Below are 17152 nucleotides of genomic sequence, written 5' to 3' on the forward strand. Positions count from 1 at the left end.
CGGTGTCGTGAATCAGGCGGCGTTCTTGACAGCTTCGACGACCTTCTTGGCACCGTCGTTGATGTTGTCGGCCGGGATGATGGCCATGCCGCTGTCGCGCAGCAGCTGCTTGCCTTCTTCCACGTTGGTGCCTTCCAGGCGCACCACGACCGGAACCTTGACGCCCACTTCCTTGACCGCGGCGATGATGCCTTCGGCAATCATGTCGCAGCGGACGATGCCGCCGAAGATGTTGACGAAGATGCCTTCGACCTTGTCCGAGGACAGGATCAGCTTGAACGCTTCGATGACGCGCTGCTTGTTCGCACCGCCGCCCACGTCCAGGAAGTTCGCCGGCTCGCCGCCATTGAGCTTGATGACGTCCATGGTGGCCATGGCCAGGCCTGCGCCGTTGACCATGCAACCGATGTTGCCGTCCATGGTGACGTAGTTGATGTCCAGCTCCGAAGCGGTCACTTCGGTCTCGTCTTCCTGCGTCTTGTCGCGCATGGCGACCAGCTGCTTCTGACGGAACGCGGCGTTGTCGTCGCTGTCGAACTTGCCGTCCAGCGCGTACAGGTTGCCGTCGTCCAGGATCGCCAGCGGGTTGATTTCAACCAGCGCCAGGTCCTTTTCGTTGAACAGGCGGTACAGGTTCACCATGATGCTGGCGAACTGGCCGGCCTGCTTGGCGTTCAGGCCGAGCTTGAAACCGAAATCGCGGCCGTGATAGCCCTGCACGCCTTCGACGAAATCGACGTTGAGCGAGTGGATCAGCTCCGGCGTTTCGGCCGCCACCTGCTCGATCTCCACACCACCCTCGGACGAGGCGATATAGGTGATGGTCTTGGTGCCGCGGTCGACCAGGATCGACAGGTACAGCTCCTTGACGATCTCGCCGGCGGTGGTCACCAGCACCAGGTTGATCGGCAGCTCGACGCCGGCGGTCTGGTAGGTCGACATCTTGGTGCCGAGCATCTTGGCCGCTGCGGCCTTCACATCGTCGGTGGTCTTGCAGAACTTGACGCCGCCAGCCTTACCGCGGCCGCCCGCGTGGATCTGCGCCTTCACCATCCAGGGGCCCTGGCCCAGGGAATTGGCGACTTCAACCGCTTCGTCCGGGGTCGCCGCGACCTTGCCGGCCGGAACGGGGATGCCGTACTCGGCAAGCAGCTGTTTTGACTGGTATTCGTGGAAATTCATGCGTCACCGTGGGAAAAGGAAACGACCGCTGCGTGCAACGCAGTCCGCCTAGGCGGCACGTCATGGGACGCGAACGGGCCGCCTATTGTGGCCGACCACGCCGTGCGGCGCAAAATTCGCCGGAATTGGCCGTGCAATCGCACAGCTTGCGCGCCGCCCGGCAATGTGCGCACACGCTGTGCATGCCGCCGCACCTGCCTATACTCGCGGCTTGTTACGGCGGGGAATCGGCTTGGCATCCAGCGCATCGCTCATCGACCGGATCCAGTCCGCGCCGCAGCGCGAGCTGTACTTCTTCTCGCTGTACCGGGTGCTGGTGGCCGGCCTGATCGCCGCGCTGGTGTTCAGCCCCCTGTCCGACGCCATCCCGGAGCCGCGCTACCCCCGGCTGGGCGCGGCGGTGGCGATCGGCTACCTGTGCCTGGCCATCCCGCTGCTGTTCTGGGGCCGCAACGAACGCCGGCTGACCGCCACCGTCCTGTGTGCGGTGATCGCCGATATCCTGGCCGCGACCCTGGCCACGCATGCCCTGCCTGGTGCCAGTGCGGGCATCGCGATGATGCTGCTGTTCAACGTGGCGGCCGCCTCGATCCTGCTGCGGCTGCGTTACGGCATGGGCATCGCGGTGCTCGCCAGCAGCGGCATGGTGCTCGAATACCTGTGGACGTTGCTCGAAGGCGGCGGCGCCACCCGGCCGCTGGCCGAGCTGGCCATGTTCGCCACCAGCTACGTCGCGGTGGCCTTCATCTGCGAACAGATCGCCTCGCGCGCGCGCAGCAACCAGGTGCTGGCCGAAGAACGCGGCGCGCAGGTCGCCAATCTGTACGAGATCAACGAGTTGATCATCCGGCGCATGCGTACCGGCGTGCTGGTGGTGGATGCGCACAATCACATCAGCCTGGCCAACGAAGCGGCGCTGGCGCTGTTGGGCGATGGCGACCAGCGCAAGGCACCGACCGACCTGTCGCTGGCCGCGCTCACCCCGGAACTGGCGCGCCGGCTGCAACGCTGGCGCAGCGGCTGGCGGCAGGAGGAAGCGCCACTGCAGCTCGGCGCCGACCGCCCCGAGGTGCAGCCACGCTTCGTCCGCCTGCTGGCCGACAGCGACCTGGTGCTGGTGTTCCTGGACGATGCCACGGTGGTCTCGCGCCGCGCCGAATCGCTGACCCTGTCGGCGATGGGCCGCTTCTCTGCCAGCCTGGCGCACGAAATCCGCAACCCGCTGGCGGCGATCAGCTACGCCTCCCAGCTGCTGGAAGAATCGCCGGACATCGGCGACGCCGACCGCCGGCTGCTGCAGATCATCCACCAGCAGTGCCAACGCACCAACGGCATCGTCGAAAGCGTGCTCGGCCTGGCCCGGCGCGAACGCGCCAGCCCGGAGAATCTGGACCTGGCCGCGTTCGTGCGTCGCTTCGTGGTCGAGTACCGGCAGACGCTATCGATGGAAACCGACATCCTGGAAGCCAGCATCCAGGGCAGCTCTGTGCATGCCCTGGTCGACCCCAAGCATCTGCACCAGATCCTCACCGCCCTGGTCCACAACGCCCTCAAGTACGGCCGTGTGCTGGACGAACCGGCGCGGGTGAAGCTGCGCGTCGAACGCCTGGAGCGCACCGCAGTGATCGACGTGATCGACCGCGGCCCGGGCATTCCGGAAACCGTTGCCGCACAACTGTTCCGCCCGTTCTATACCACCTCCGAACATGGCACGGGGCTAGGCCTGTACATCGCCCAGGAGCTGTGCCGCGCCAACCAGGCACAACTGGACTATGTCTCGGTGCCGGGTGGCGGCGCCTGTTTCCGGATCGTCCTGCAGGCACCCAACGGCTTGCTCGGGAAATAAGCAGGACGGTAAGGAGCGACATGCGCACGTTCGGCTGGCGGGATTGGCTGGTTCGCAGTGCCGGGCATCGTCAGTGCCGTGGGCATCAATGGCCGCAAACGATGGCGACACCTTGCCGCATTGAGCATGTGAGCTGCAGCGGTGGCCGCACCTCTCGCTGCGCCAGACCAGGGCCGAAGGGCTGCCGCCCGAGCGCAGCTCGCGCCAGTTGCAGCGCGTGTTACGCACCCAGTTCCGGCGCATCCCGCAAGGCGATGATCGGGCCAGCGAGCAGAATCAGCCGCTCACCGCGCGGCATCGCGCGACACAGGTCCGGCCCGAGTGGTGAAGCCTGAAATGGCTCACGCCCGCACGTCCCTTGCGGAGGTGGACTGACCCAGCGTTGGAAAGCACCGGCTCTTCCGCAGCTTGGGCTCCGCATACGCTGCCCACGCCGCCGCCGAGTCTCACAGCGATGAAGCGCAGTCGAGCTGCGTGCACCAAGTGAATCGTTGAGCCCGAAGGGCGCGGCAATTGTCGATTGTCATCGCGCTGGGCTATCGTGCGCAGGATGAACGAACCCAAAAGCGCCCTGGTTGTCGATGACGAGCGAGATATCCGCGAGTTGCTTGTTCTCACCCTGGGCCGCATGGGCCTGCGCATCAGCACCGCCGCCAACCTGGCCGAAGCGCGCGAGTTACTGGCCAACAACCCGTACGACCTGTGCCTGACCGACATGCGGTTGCCCGACGGCAACGGCATCGAACTGGTCACCGAAATCGCCAGGTACCACCCGCAGACCCCGGTGGCGATGATCACCGCCTTCGGCAGCATGGACCTGGCCGTGGAAGCGCTGAAGGCCGGCGCCTTCGACTTCGTGAGCAAGCCGGTGGACATCGGCGTGTTGCGTGGCCTGGTCAAGCACGCGCTGGAATTGAACAACCGCGACCGCCCCACCCCGCCACCGCCGCCACCGGAACAGGCCAGCCGCTTGCTGGGCGATTCGACCGCGATGGAAAGCCTGCGCGCCACCATCGGCAAGGTGGCGCGCAGCCAGGCGCCGGTCTATATCGTCGGCGAATCGGGCGTGGGCAAGGAGCTGGTGGCGCGCACCATCCACGAGCAGGGCGCGCGCGCGGCCGGCCCCTTCGTGCCGGTCAATTGCGGCGCGATCCCGGCCGAATTGATGGAAAGCGAGTTCTTCGGCCACAAGAAAGGCAGCTTCACCGGCGCACATGCCGACAAGCCGGGCCTGTTCCAGGCCGCACACGGCGGTACGCTGTTCCTGGACGAAGTGGCCGAGCTGCCGCTGCAGATGCAGGTCAAGCTGCTGCGCGCGATCCAGGAAAAGTCGGTGCGCCCGGTCGGCGCGTCGAGCGAAACCCTGGTGGACGTCCGCATCCTGTCGGCCACCCACAAGGACCTGGGCGACCTGGTCTCCGACGGCCGCTTCCGTCACGACCTGTACTACCGCATCAACGTGATCGAACTGCGCGTCCCGCCGCTGCGCGAACGCGGTGGCGACCTGCCGCAACTGGCCGCTGCCATCATCGCCCGGCTGGCGCACAGCCATGGCCGCCCGATCCCGCTTCTGACGCCCTCGGCGCTCGACGCGCTGGACCAGTACGGCTTCCCCGGCAACGTGCGCGAGCTGGAAAACATCCTCGAACGCGCCCTGGCCCTGGCCGAGGACGACCAGATCAGCGCCAGCGACCTGCGCCTGCCCGCCCACGGCGGCCACCGCCACGCCGCCGCCCCCGGCAGCGCCGCGGTCGAACCGCGCGAAGCCGTCCACGACATCGACCCGGCGTCCGCCGCACTGCCCTCCTATATCGAGCAGCTGGAGCGCGCCGCGATCCAGAAAGCGCTGGAAGAAAACCGCTGGAACAAGACCAAGACTGCCGCGCAGCTGGGTATCACGTTTCGGGCGTTGCGTTACAAGTTGAAGAAGTTGGGGATGGAGTAGGAAAGCTGGGAATCGGGAATCGGGAATCGTAACAGCGCAGGCGCAGGCCGCAGTGGTTCCCGCGGGAGACGCCGCCATGGCTCGGCTCATGCATGCATCACCTTGCCTGTAGCCCGCTGCAATGGTTGACGCTTATCCAGCCAAAAAGGCCCAGGACGTACAGATCCCAGGCTTTTCCCATTCCAGTTCCCGTTCCCCATTCCCGAATCCCCAATCCCTTCTCGATTCCAATCCCCGGCCTTTAGTCCTTGATTACGCGATCGATCTTGGCCAGGCGAGTCACCCGTGCGCAACCTTCATCAAAACCGCATGCCGCGGATCGCGGATACCGATCTTCTGCAAGGCCTCAGCGATTGCATCGCATTTACCACCGCCTCCTTCTCCCGCCTGCGGGAGAAGGTGCCCGAAGGGCGGATGAGGGCCGTCAGTCCTTGGTCACTCGATTGATCTCAGCCAAGCTGGTCACCCCGTGCGCAGCCTTCATCAACGCCGACTGCCGCAGATCGCGGATACCGATCTTCTGCGACGCCTCGACACTCTGCATCGCATGCCGCCCGCTCCCTTCTCCCGCCTGCGGGAGAAGGTGCCCGAAGGGCGGATGAGGGCGCTCAGTCCTTGGTCACTCGATTGATTTCAGCCAAGCTGGTCATCCCGTGCGCAGCCTTCATCACGCCGGCTGCCGCAGATCGCAGATCGCAGATACCAATCTCCTGCGACGCCGCGGCGATTGCATCGCATTACCCCCCTTCTCCCGCCTGCGGGAGAAGGTGCCCGAAGGGCGGATGAGGGCCCTCAGTCCTTGGTCACCCGATTGATCTCAGCCAAGCTGGTCACCCCGTGCGCAGCCTTCATCAACGCCGACTGCCGCAGATCGCGGATACCAATCTTCTGCGCGGCCTCGGCGATCTGTATTGCATTGCCGCCTTCCAGCACAATGGCGCCAATCTCATCGGTCATCGGCATCACCTGGTAGATACCGGTGCGCCCCTTGTAGCCTTCGGTGCATTCGTCGCAGCCCACCGCCTCATACAGTTCGATCCCGGCAGCGATCTGCTCTGGCGTAAAGCCTTCAGCAAGCAACGCATTTTCAGGCAGCGACGACTTGCGCTTGCAATGGTTGCACAACCGCCGCGCCAGGCGCTGCGCGATGACCAAGGTCACCGACGAGGTGATGTTGTACGGCGCGATCCCCATGTTCATCAAACGCGCGATGGTCTGCGGCGCATCGTTGGTATGCAGCGTCGACAGCACCATGTGACCAGTCTGCGCCGCCTTGATCGCAATCTCGGCCGTCTCCAGGTCGCGGATTTCGCCGACCATGATGATGTCCGGATCCTGGCGCAGGAATGAGCGCAGCGCCGCAGCAAACGTCATGCCGCGTTTGACGTTCTGCTGCACCTGATTGACGCCAGGCAGGCGGATTTCGACCGGATCCTCAGCCGTGGAAATATTACGGGTCTCATCATTGAGGATGCCCAGCGCCGTATACAGCGACACCGTCTTGCCCGAACCAGTCGGTCCGGTCACCAGCACCATGCCATAAGGCTTGTGGATCGCTTCCAGGAACAGCTTTTGCTGATCCGCCTCGTAGCCCAGCTTCTCGATACCCAACTTGGCCGCACTGGCATCCAGGATACGAAGCACCACCTTCTCACCAAACAAGGTCGGCAAGGTACTCACACGGAAGTCGATCTGCTTGGTCTTGGACAGATTGAGCTTGATGCGCCCGTCCTGCGGCACCCGTTTCTCGGCGATATCCAGCTGCGACATCACCTTCAAACGCGCCGCGATGCGCTGGTTCAGCTTCACCGGCGCCTTCGCCACGTTCTTCAGCAGTCCGTCGATGCGCAAGCGCACCCGATAGTCGTCTTCATAAGGTTCGAAATGGATGTCGGAGGCTCCCCGCCTGATCGCATCCACCAGCACCTTGTTAACGAACTTCACCACCGGCGTGTCGTCCCCCTTGGCATCGACCCCGGAATCCCCGCCGGCGCCCATGTCCTCGTCCCCGGCCGACACATCCAGATCACCCATGTCGTCGTCGTCGCTTCCCAGCGACGAACCAAGCGACGCATTGCTGGCCTGCCATTGCTCAAGTGTCCGGCGGATCTGATCCTCGTCAACAAGAATCGCCTCAACTACCAGGTTTGTATGAAACTTGATGTCATCCAGCGCCCGGGTCTGAGTCGGATTGCTCACCCCCACGAACAACCGGTTGCCGCGCTTGAACAGCGGCAGCACTTGGTACTTTTGGAGCAACTCTTCACTAACCAGCTTGAGGGCACTTTGGCTGGCGTCGAACGCTGATACGTCCAGCAAGGGCATGCCAAACTCAACCGCATTCGCGGCGGCCAGCTGTGCCGCGCCTACGACCTTGTTCTGGGCAAGCCATATTGGGAGTGGCAGCTTGGCTGCAGCTGCTTTCTCCATTGCATCGCGAGCAACGGCTTCATCCAGCGCTCCGTCTTGGACCAAGCGGCGCGCTAGGCCAGTGATTCCGACAAGGTTAGCGGTACTGACAACGTTCATTCGTATCCTTTACTGAGTCCGAGGCGCCGTGCATGGCGACCGAGGCATCGAATCTGAGATGACATCGTAACCGCCTAATCCCTTATGTACTCTGGCAAACCATCCAACAGCCCTAGAAGATCTGCGCACGATGCCAACGCCAGGCACTATCGATGATGCTGGTCATATTCTGCCATTGGCACCTCCAGCCCAGAACATGTCGGGCCTTAGCGCTGGATGCCACAAGTCGCGCCGGGTCACCGGGCCGTCGTCCGACCAGTTCAAATGGCACGGGTCGCCCTACAACCTGCTCAGCCGCTGCGACGATATCCATGACGGAATAGCCCTGCTCGCTGCCCAAATTGAATTGATGCGCCCCTGGACTGCGCTCAAGAAAAGAAACTGCAAGCGCATGAGCACTAGCAATGTCTTGGACGTGCAAGTAATCACGGATACAGGTGCCATCCTCCGTGGGGTAGTCCGTGCCAAATACTTTCAGCGGTGGCGCTCGTCCCGCGGCTGCCCTTAAAGCGTTGGGGATCAGGTGAGTCTCGCATACGTGTGCTTCACCAATGCCATGCTCAGCCAATGCACCTGCGGCATTGAAGTAGCGGAGTGACACTGAGGACAGGCCATAGGCCATCCACGCATCGGCCAGAATACGTTCTACCATTAACTTACTGGAGCCATATGGCGTGATCGGATGCATCGGTTGCTGCTCATCGATCAGCACCATCGGTGATTGCCCAAAAACCGCCGCAGTAGAAGAGAACACCAACTTGCCGACATCCTGCCGGCGCATCTGCGCGAGAAGGTTCAATGTGCCCGTCACGTTGTTTTGATAGGTCGTCAGTGGATCGTCCACGGATGCTGCCACCAGCGACTTAGCGGCAAAATGCATTACAACGTCGTAAGTACGTTTTGCGAAAACGGGCGCGAGCGACGCCTCATCCAGCAGATCTGCCTGAATAAGTTCTCCCCACTTCACTGCCTGCCGATGGCCGGTTGAAAGATTGTCCAGCACAGTCACTGAGTGCCCTTGGTCGGCTAGCCACTGCGACATATGGCTGCCGATGTACCCAGCCCCCCCACAGACAAGGACGTTCCACATCTGGCTGACTCCACGTTCGGTCAATCATTCCCTAGAATTCTGCATATCGCCCCAGCTAGGGGGCCGCTCACTACTTGGCGCTGCTTTAACCTGTGCGTGGGCATACCCTTCCAAGCCAGCTGATCACACGCGACCCTTGCCATCGTTAACGATCAGAATCTGATCCATCACCATCTCGGCCTCCCACCGTCGAATGATACTAGCTGTGGCAAGGGTGCACGAGATTACTTTCCGTAAAATATCTACTAGCGCTGGCGACGGACGTCACGCCCCTCCCTATTTGCGCATTGCCCCATTGACAAACCTATTCTGCCGCAACGCTCATCGACCCGTCGCCCCTACCTTCCTTGACCACTGTAGGCTCAGCAGTCAAGCTGGCACGATTTCTAATGCCCACTCAGTGCAGAGAGTCGGGCTGAACGACCTCTTGTTTTCGTCCACTACTGGGCAGCCTGCGAGCAGCCGGCACCCCTTAGCCAGCATATTCCACTGAGACCTGCAGGCCCCCCATTGAAAACTGAAGACGCGTCATACTCAAGCCACCTGCAATCACGCTCTTCCGCTTGGTGGAAGCGGGTCCTGCCAGTGCAGTACCCATATCAACGGCTCGTGCGTCGTATCTTCCCCAAAGGATGCATTCTGGATGTCGGCTGTGGCTTCGGGCGACTGTTGAAAGTTCTCCCGCCAGGCTCCGTTGGCGTTGATCACAATATCGACATGGTAGGTGCTGCGCGCTTGCGCGGCCTGGACGTGGTCGATACAACAGCCTTCGGTCAACGATTCCATGCATCGGGGGCTTGTTTCGACGGTCTCCTCTGTGCCCATATGGTCGAACACCTAACCGCTCAGCAAGGGCACGAGATCTTGTCGGGGTATTTGACCAAGTTACGGCCTGGCAGCAAGGTCTTGCTGATCACCCCTCAAGCACGTGGCTACAGAGCAGACCCCACTCACTTGAGCTACTACAACCTGGCGGCGCTGATGGAATTTGCAGATCGCTTGGGCTTACAGGAAATTGAAGGCATTTCGTATCCATTCCCAGAATGGGCTGGAAGTTGGTTTACCTATAACGAGAACATCGTGACCGCGCGCATCGTGGACTAAGGATCAACCGCGATAGGCAATCAGCAATACGCCCGCAGATATCAGACACATGCCCAACCACTGCGCCATGGATAGCCGCTCTGCATAAAAAATCCAGCCTGCCAAGCCAACAACCAAGTAAAAGAACGAACCAGAAATTGCGAAAGCTACAGCCATCTTCTCCCTGCTTAGCACCAATAGCCAAATCACATAGCCGCAGACCTGGATTGCGAGCGCCAACCAAGCGAACGGATTACTCACGACATGAGGGATAAAATCCAACACCCCCCCCTGCATGGCAAGCCGGGCCTCTGGCGCTCCCACGACGCGTTTCAGCAGCAACTGGGCAACCAACGTGCACATCGTACTAGCGGCCACAAGCAAGTAGAGAAAACTCTTCAACTGTCATACCCGGAATGAGAGAACCGATAGAAAAACAAAATGAGTGAGGCCAACCAGGACGGCCATAGCGAATCAAAAACTAGCCGATCCTCAGTCAGGCGCGCCCCATCGGATATACACTGACTAGTAGCGCTTTGCATATGAACGCGACGAGTGAGCAAGCAATGCTTGAGGCGAACAACAGTTTTTCGCTCAGATAGTTGCAACCAAGCTATCCAGTCCATGTTGGTACGCAGATCTTCGCGAAAACGAAATATTCTGCATTGCCTGCGATTGAGTGTGACTGAAGCACATATCACAGGATTGCCGAAGCCGAGCAAAAGACGCCGTTTTATGCGCCCCCTCACTTGATGCCCAGGCCAAGTCGCCAAAGACACCATCACCTGCTTAACCCAGTGATTGAATGGAAACTTGCGCTTGCTACCGTCCCCCCATACCTCATCGCTATCACAGAAAGCGAACACCGCCTTCTCATTCCTGGAAAATGCCATCAGTGTCTGGGCGGCAAAGCTGGGAGAATACAGGTCATCCTGATGCACCAATGTCACTAGATCCGTATCGGTAGCATCGAGCGCCTCATTCCAGTCACGACCGATTCCGCGATTGGGACCATGCACGTGAAGACTCGCACCAAATGAACTGGCAATCACGGAAAGCCCATCAAACGGGGTCGAAGTGGAGATGACCACCGGCGAAGGCCGCGTCTGCGCGGCCAACGAACGCAGGCAATCGACGAGATGCGGCGACTGCCCGTGCGCGACTACGACAAAGCTATGTGTCAGCGGCACTTCAAGTCTCGGTACGCGACGGCTGGCGGATAGCCTCGATGACGAATGCAGAAAGCCCCAACTCGCCTCCAACCGCCAGTAAAGTCACCGACGGGATAACGAGGCGCATCATCGCTCGCGGATCTAGCGCTCCAAAATCATGCGCCGCCCAGGTAGTTAATGCATAGCCGGACAGCCCCAAACCTGCCAGAAATGCCGCACTTGCCAGAAGCAGCCCAACTTCCAGGCTAAAATGCGTAGCGAACCACTTGGTAAAGTCACTTTCGGGCAACCAACCGCGCTGGGCACCCACATAGCGAGTGAGTAAGGCGAACAGTAGCATTTGCACACCAAGTGTAATGGCAGCACCTGAGTAAGACAGGGTATGGATATCCAGTCCAAGACCTCCTACAAGCCACGAATGTGCGCCGATAGCGATCATCGCCACCAGTCCCATCAGGGTCAGAAGCGCACCGGGAAGTAGAAATAACCAACGCGGACTATGCAGCAGCAGAAATTTCAAATGTCGCCAACCATCACGCCAAGTCCGTAAGTGAGGAGGACGACCACGCTTATCTCTGTGTAAGGTCACGGGCACTTCATTGATACGCAATCGATGCAATGCGCTCTTGACAACCATCTCACTGGCGAACTCCATACCGTCCGAGTTTAGGCGCAAACTGCGAATCGCATCGGCACGAAAACCGCGAATACCGCAGTGGAAATCGCCAATATTGTTACGGTAAAACAGCCGACCGAGGAAACTCAGTACTGGATTGCCGAGATAGCGATGCAGGAAAGGCATCGCCTGCGACTCGATACCGCCTTGAAAGCGATTGCCCATCACCAAGTCAGAACCATTACGCAGTGCTTGCAGCATACCCATGAGTGCGGAGAAGTCGTAACTGTCATCAGCGTCGCCCATGATCACGTAGCGACCGCGCGCATGCGCGATCCCGCTACGCAACGCAGCGCCGTAACCCCGTCGAGCCACTGACACCACCCGCCCGCCCGCCGACTCGGCCAATGCCTGAGACCCATCGGTGGAACCATTGTCCGCTACCAATACCTCACCTCTCACGCCAAAAGTGGCCAAGAAGCCGAGTGCCTTGTGCACGCACAGCGCTACGCTATTAGCCTCATTGAGGCACGGCATCAGCACCGTCAACTCGAATGCCTCATCGACCGCCGCCTCTTCTGCAATCTCACTCATGCTGCCCTACCTCCGCTGCAAATCCCTTGTAGCCGCGCAACCCGCCATAGGGTAGTCGGCAATCAAACTTCTTGAGGTCTTCTTTCCACGTCTCTGGGGTGCCAAGCACCACTCCGTTGAACTGCCCGGTAAGCAGATAGGAGATGTAATGCTTGTCATAACTGACGATGAGCACTGCACTGTCGTATTTAGGATATACGCGCACCCATACGTCCCCTACTAGCTCGATCTGAGGTCGACGCGGCACGAACAGATCTCCACATTTATCCTCAAAAGCGTTCATGATCTGTTCGGCCCTCGCCCTTGGGACAGCGTACCGCGTTGGCGAACGCACTGCATCGCAGATCAACAGGTCCTGGCCGCGCGGCATGGATAAATTACGATTGAGACCTATGCGATAACCGGGAGCCTTGTTCACGGCCACAGCAATACAACTACCCGGCACGATGCGCAACGATACCCGGTCCAAGTAGCTGTCCCCCTGCTCCACCAATCGCGGAACACCAATTTTCTGGTCCAGCAATTCAGGCTTCTGCAGGACCACTTTGGCTCGGCCGCCAAATCTGTCTAAAAGACGCCAAAAAGGAACAGAAGCCGGACCAGTGCTGGGCACAGTAAAATGCCCATTGTTCAAATGGACGAAAGACGAGTCTGGATGCAAATACGGCACCAGATTCGATTGCGACTGCAACGCCAGCGAAATGAACAGCGCCGGACGATTCCGCAGGCTAGCCGGCACATCAACTGACAACCACTCCTGTGCCCATTCTTGGCTGCGCCAGCGGATGATCCGTGCATCCCAGGTCATGAATAATTGAAAGAGCAACACCAACCACACCACAAGAACCGCGAAGCGTTTCACACACAATGCATTGAGCAGCAAAGCCAATACTGGACCAGCCAACAAGAACAGCGGCAACCCATAACGGGCATTGCCTGAGGTAAAAGCCCACAGCACCGCAGAAACTACGCAGAACAGGAGCAACTGTACCGTGGGAGTAGCTGCCTCCAGCACCGGACGACGACAGCGCATCAACACGAGTAGCCACTTCCCGGCCAACGCGAGACCAACAGTGACAACCGCCAAAGGCACGATCGTCGGGGCTGGCAGCTCCAGATGCGCCCAAGAGGTGTACCGCGCCAGATCCAGCGGGATGGTCACGAATTCCTGGAAATCTGCTGGTACAAACCGGCCCACCGACTGGGATTGAGTGGGAATCAACGGCGACTGAAACAAGCCATTGAAAAAAGGAAAAACCGGGTTGCCGGTCAAGGCATACAGCTTGTAGCTCCAATACCCCTGGAACACCGCTAAACCCAGCGCGCCGCCCGCAGCAAAGTAGACGCACTGACGCACGCCCTCGCGCGCCCCCAAGTGCCTTAACGCCAATAGCAGCACTGGCAGCATCGCCATTGCAAAAACAACATTGGAAAGCTTGATGGCAAGTGCGGCGGCGATGAAGACCCCGGCGCCAAATTGCCGCCGCGGCGTAGAGGGAGACAGGGCCAACCAGACGGCGCCCAGCACACAGGCTGAACCGATGGGATCGGTAAAGGTGCTACCCAGATGCGAAAGCAGGAGGGGCGAGACCATGCCCAACACACAGCCCGGAATCAGCACACTGGTCAGTGAAGGGCTAAGGCGCGCCAAATGCCTGCAGATCAGCAGCAAGAAAATGCCGTTCATGGCATGCAACGTCGCCAGCAGCAAGCCAGTGGCGATGCTGTTAAAGCCGGCCAATTGGGTCAACGCGAAGGGCAGGAACCCGATCGGGTTCATATAACCTTGTAGGCCGGCCGCGAAGTAGTCTTGTGCCAGCCGATCATGGAACAACAGGTAGGCCGAATATGCGTGGTAGCTCAAGTAATCCCAGGGCGTGTCACGACCGGCCTTGAGTACTAAAATCATGGCAGCAAGGACAATGAACGTGCAATACAGCGCAAAACCTTCTGGCCTATGCCAGGAAAGTCGTTTGGAAATTTGCGGTTGAATTCCTGGAGCCATCAGAAAGAGTCCGATCTTGAAATTCCTAATCGTTACAGAGCACTGATACAGCGCAAAAAAAGAGCCCCGCATCGCGGGGCTCTTTTGATTACCCGATTTTCAAGTGCATATTAAAAATTGGCTGCACAGGCTACCGTCAAACGATCACGGACCCTGGCAGGTACCCGGACGATACTTAGCGGGAATCGAGCCACCACAAGTCCAATCGATCTGCTGGGTGGTAGCGTTCATGTTGGCAGTGAGAGTGATATTACCTGACACACTCGGGATGCCCTGTGCTGTGGCAGTGATCTTAGAGCCATCCCAGGCGATGCCATTGACATACTTTGAGGACTGCGTTTCAGGTGTCCAGCTGGCATTCGGCAGCGCGCCGGTACCGGCAGCAAACTCGGCGACAGCGGTACGAGCCGAGGAAGCAGCCAAGATCACTTCGGACACCTTCGCCTTCTTCGTGTAGTCGGAATAGGCCGGCAGCGCGATAGCAGCCAGGATGGCGATGATCGCAACAACGATCATCAATTCGATCAGGGTAAAGCCCTGCTGATTCTTCTTCATGAGTACATCCCCTAGAGAGTGAGTTGGTGAAACGGCTTTTGCGGGACTTCCGACGTCAGCAACATCGCGCCCTGCGGGAGGTCCTGCCAAAAATTAAAGCAAATTGCGTGCCAACTTTACACCGATACACCGGGAAGAGATGTCGTACCGATGTTCGGCAGTTGTGGCAAGGAATGTAAGTCGAATGGGAAAAATCTGCTACTCACCCTACGAAGTGACGCCAAGCGTCACTTCCCGACAAAACGGGTGGTAAAGAGCGGTCACTGTAGGCCTACTAAACATGTCGACCAATTCGGCAAGAGCAACCGTGGGTAAGTTTTAAGGCCCGCCCGTGCCAGGCTCGCAGGAACCAGCTACCATGAGCACTTACTCCGGCCTGGGGATGGCTGGACTTGGGGAATGAACATGTCCGCAACGCGCAGTGCCATCAAAAAACAGCCTATCGACCGCAGCACAAGCTTGGTGCAGACCTTTGTGTGGGAGGGCATAGACAAACGCGGCGTCAAGATGAAGGGCGAGCAATTGGCAAAGAACGCCAACTTCCTCCGGGCCGATCTACGACGCCAAGGGATTGTGCCGAGCATCGTTAAGCCCAAGCCAAAACCACTTTTCGGCAGTGCTGGCAAGCCAATCAAACCGAAGGACATCGCGTTCTTCAGCCGCCAGATGGCAACAATGATGAAGTCGGGCGTGCCTATTGTCGGCTCGCTTGAGATCATTGGCGATGGACAAAAGAACCCAAGGATGAAAAAGCTGGTCGGGGAAATCCGCACCGACATCGAAGGTGGATCATCCCTATACGAATCCATCAGCAGGCACCCGGTCCAGTTCGACGAGCTCTACCGCAACCTGATCCGCGCTGGCGAAGGCGCTGGCGTACTCGAGACGGTTCTAGATACAATTGCGACGTACAAGGAAAATCTGGAAGCACTCAAATCCAAGATCAAGAAAGCCTTGTTTTACCCCGCAATGGTCGTCGCAGTATCGATCATTGTAAGCGCCATCCTATTGATCTTCGTCGTACCCCAGTTCGAGGCCGTGTTCCGCGAATTCGGCGCCGAATTACCAGCGTTCACGCAGATGATCGTTGCTGCCTCGAATGTAATGGTGTCTTACTGGTGGGTGATGCTGATTTTAAGTGTAGGCTCCGTGGTCGGCTTCCTCTTTGCCTATAAGCGATCGCCAAGAATGCAGCATGGCATGGACCGGGTGATTTTGAAGGTGCCGGTGATCGGACAGATCATGCATAACAGCGCTGTCGCGCGCTTCGCGCGCACTACGGCCGTCACCTTTAAAGCTGGTGTCCCATTGGTGGAAGCGCTAGGCATCGTCGCCGGCGCCACTGGCAACAAGGTCTACGAAGAAGCCGTGCTGCGCATGCGCGATGATGTATCGGTCGGCTACCCGGTCAACATGGCCATGAAGCAGATCGGACTGTTCCCTCACATGGTGGTGCAGATGACCGCTATCGGCGAAGAGGCCGGTGCGCTGGACACCATGCTGTTCAAGGTTGCCGAGTATTTCGAACAACAGGTCAACGATTCTGTGGACGCGTTGAGCAGTCTGCTAGAGCCGATGATCATGGTCTTCCTTGGCACCATCGTCGGCGGCATGGTCATCGGCATGTATCTTCCGATCTTCAAACTCGGCGCAGTGGTTGGATAAGACGTAATGGCATTTCTCGACCAGCATCCCGGTCTCGGCTTTCCTGCCGCGGCCGGACTGGGACTGCTGATCGGCAGCTTCCTGAACGTGGTGATCCTGCGCTTGCCCAAGCGCATGGAGTGGCAGTGGCGGCGCGATGCGCGCGAGATCCTGGAGCTGCCGGACATCTATGAGCCACCGCCGCCGGGGATCGTGGTGGAGCCCTCGCACGACCCGGTCACCGGCGACAAGCTCAAGTGGTGGGAGAACATCCCGCTTTTCAGCTGGCTGATGTTACGCGGCAAGTCGCGCTACAGCGGCAAACCGATCTCGATTCAGTACCCCCTGGTGGAGTTGCTGACGTCCATCCTGTGCGTGGCCAGCGTCTGGCGCTTCGGCTTCGGTTGGCAAGGCTTCGGCGCGATCGTTCTGAGCTGCTTTTTGGTGGCGATGTCGGGCATCGACCTGCGCCACAAGCTGCTGCCGGACCAGTTGACTTTGCCGCTGATGTGGCTGGGCCTGGTCGGCTCGATGGACAACCTCTATATGCCGGCCAAACCCGCCCTGCTGGGCGCGGCGGTAGGCTATGTGTCGCTATGGACCGTGTGGTGGTTGTTCAAGCAGCTCACCGGCAAGGAAGGCATGGGCCACGGCGACTTCAAGCTGCTGGCCGCGCTTGGTGCGTGGTGCGGGTTGAAAGGCATCTTGCCGATCATCCTGATCTCCTCGCTGGTCGGCGCCATCCTGGGCTCGGCCTGGCTGGTGGCCAAGGGCCGCGACCGCGCCACCCCGATCCCGTTCGGCCCCTACCTCGCCATCGCCGGCTGGGTGGTGTTCTTCTGGGGCAACGACCTGGTGGACGGCTACCTGCACTTCGCAGGCCTGCGTTGA

At 59.6% G+C, this 17152-nt stretch carries 14 protein-coding genes; 5 read left to right on the forward strand and 9 right to left on the reverse strand.

Annotated features, from left to right (window positions below; genetic code table 11):
- Positions 1-12 precede the first annotated feature (12 nt).
- On the reverse strand, positions 13-1182 hold the full coding sequence (gene sucC / locus ACCQ12_RS14930) for an ADP-forming succinate--CoA ligase subunit beta (RefSeq protein ID WP_039405518.1): 1170 nt from the start codon (positions 1180-1182) through the stop codon (positions 13-15).
- Between the two features lie 232 nt (positions 1183-1414).
- On the opposite strand from sucC, the gene ACCQ12_RS14935 reads away from it, so the two are divergent.
- Positions 1415-3028: a sensor histidine kinase gene (locus ACCQ12_RS14935; protein ID WP_047695066.1), complete on the forward strand. Its 1614-nt coding sequence runs from the start codon at positions 1415-1417 to the stop codon at positions 3026-3028.
- A gap of 550 nt (positions 3029-3578) precedes the next feature.
- On the forward strand, positions 3579-4973 hold the full coding sequence (locus ACCQ12_RS14940) for a sigma-54-dependent transcriptional regulator (protein WP_372382090.1): 1395 nt from the start codon (positions 3579-3581) through the stop codon (positions 4971-4973).
- Between the two features lie 424 nt (positions 4974-5397).
- On the opposite strand, the gene ACCQ12_RS14945 is transcribed toward ACCQ12_RS14940, so the two are convergent.
- The 3 genes from ACCQ12_RS14945 to galE all read right to left on the reverse strand — a co-directional run bounded on the left by ACCQ12_RS14945 (position 5398) and on the right by galE (position 8592).
- Positions 5398-5517, reverse strand: coding sequence for a pilus assembly protein (locus ACCQ12_RS14945; protein ID WP_104579922.1), 120 nt, complete (start codon positions 5515-5517; stop codon positions 5398-5400).
- 248 nt (positions 5518-5765) lie between these two features.
- Positions 5766-7502, reverse strand: a complete 1737-nt coding sequence (gene pilB, locus ACCQ12_RS14950) for a type IV-A pilus assembly ATPase PilB (RefSeq protein WP_372382091.1) — start codon at positions 7500-7502, stop codon at positions 5766-5768.
- Positions 7503-7614: 112 nt separating this feature from the next.
- Positions 7615-8592: a UDP-glucose 4-epimerase GalE gene (gene galE / locus ACCQ12_RS14955; protein ID WP_372382092.1), complete on the reverse strand. Its 978-nt coding sequence runs from the start codon at positions 8590-8592 to the stop codon at positions 7615-7617.
- A 609-nt stretch (positions 8593-9201) separates the two neighbouring features.
- On the opposite strand from galE, the gene ACCQ12_RS14960 reads away from it, so the two are divergent.
- Positions 9202-9696 (forward strand): class I SAM-dependent methyltransferase, encoded by a 495-nt coding sequence (locus ACCQ12_RS14960; RefSeq protein ID WP_372382093.1) that lies wholly within the window; start codon positions 9202-9204, stop codon positions 9694-9696.
- A gap of 3 nt (positions 9697-9699) precedes the next feature.
- Here the strand turns inward: ACCQ12_RS14960 and ACCQ12_RS14965 are convergent, their stop codons facing one another.
- From ACCQ12_RS14965 to ACCQ12_RS14985, 5 genes are all read right to left on the reverse strand, one after another.
- Entirely contained in the window at positions 9700-10077 is a 378-nt protein-coding gene (locus tag ACCQ12_RS14965) for a DMT family transporter (protein WP_372382094.1), read from the reverse strand.
- Positions 10074-10865, reverse strand: coding sequence for a glycosyltransferase family 2 protein (locus ACCQ12_RS14970; protein ID WP_372382095.1), 792 nt, complete (start codon positions 10863-10865; stop codon positions 10074-10076). Before ACCQ12_RS14970 ends, ACCQ12_RS14965 begins: the two co-directional genes overlap by 4 nt.
- Position 10866: 1 nt before the next feature.
- On the reverse strand, positions 10867-12057 hold the full coding sequence (locus tag ACCQ12_RS14975) for a glycosyltransferase family 2 protein (protein WP_372382096.1): 1191 nt from the start codon (positions 12055-12057) through the stop codon (positions 10867-10869).
- Entirely contained in the window at positions 12050-14134 is a 2085-nt protein-coding gene (locus ACCQ12_RS14980; protein WP_372382097.1) for an MFS transporter, read from the reverse strand. The genes ACCQ12_RS14975 and ACCQ12_RS14980 overlap by 8 nt, the downstream gene beginning before the upstream one ends.
- A gap of 72 nt (positions 14135-14206) precedes the next feature.
- Entirely contained in the window at positions 14207-14617 is a 411-nt protein-coding gene (locus ACCQ12_RS14985; protein ID WP_249048336.1) for a pilin, read from the reverse strand.
- A 405-nt stretch (positions 14618-15022) separates the two neighbouring features.
- On the opposite strand from ACCQ12_RS14985, the gene ACCQ12_RS14990 reads away from it, so the two are divergent.
- Both ACCQ12_RS14990 and ACCQ12_RS14995 read left to right on the forward strand, forming a co-directional pair.
- On the forward strand, positions 15023-16282 hold the full coding sequence (locus ACCQ12_RS14990; RefSeq protein WP_372383630.1) for a type II secretion system F family protein: 1260 nt from the start codon (positions 15023-15025) through the stop codon (positions 16280-16282).
- Positions 16283-16288: 6 nt separating this feature from the next.
- Positions 16289-17152 (forward strand): prepilin peptidase, encoded by an 864-nt coding sequence (locus tag ACCQ12_RS14995; protein WP_046343941.1) that lies wholly within the window; start codon positions 16289-16291, stop codon positions 17150-17152.

It is taken from the genome of Xanthomonas sp. NCPPB 1068, from assembly GCF_041479385.2.
Taxonomy (GTDB): Bacteria; Pseudomonadota; Gammaproteobacteria; order Xanthomonadales; family Xanthomonadaceae; genus Xanthomonas; species Xanthomonas cannabis.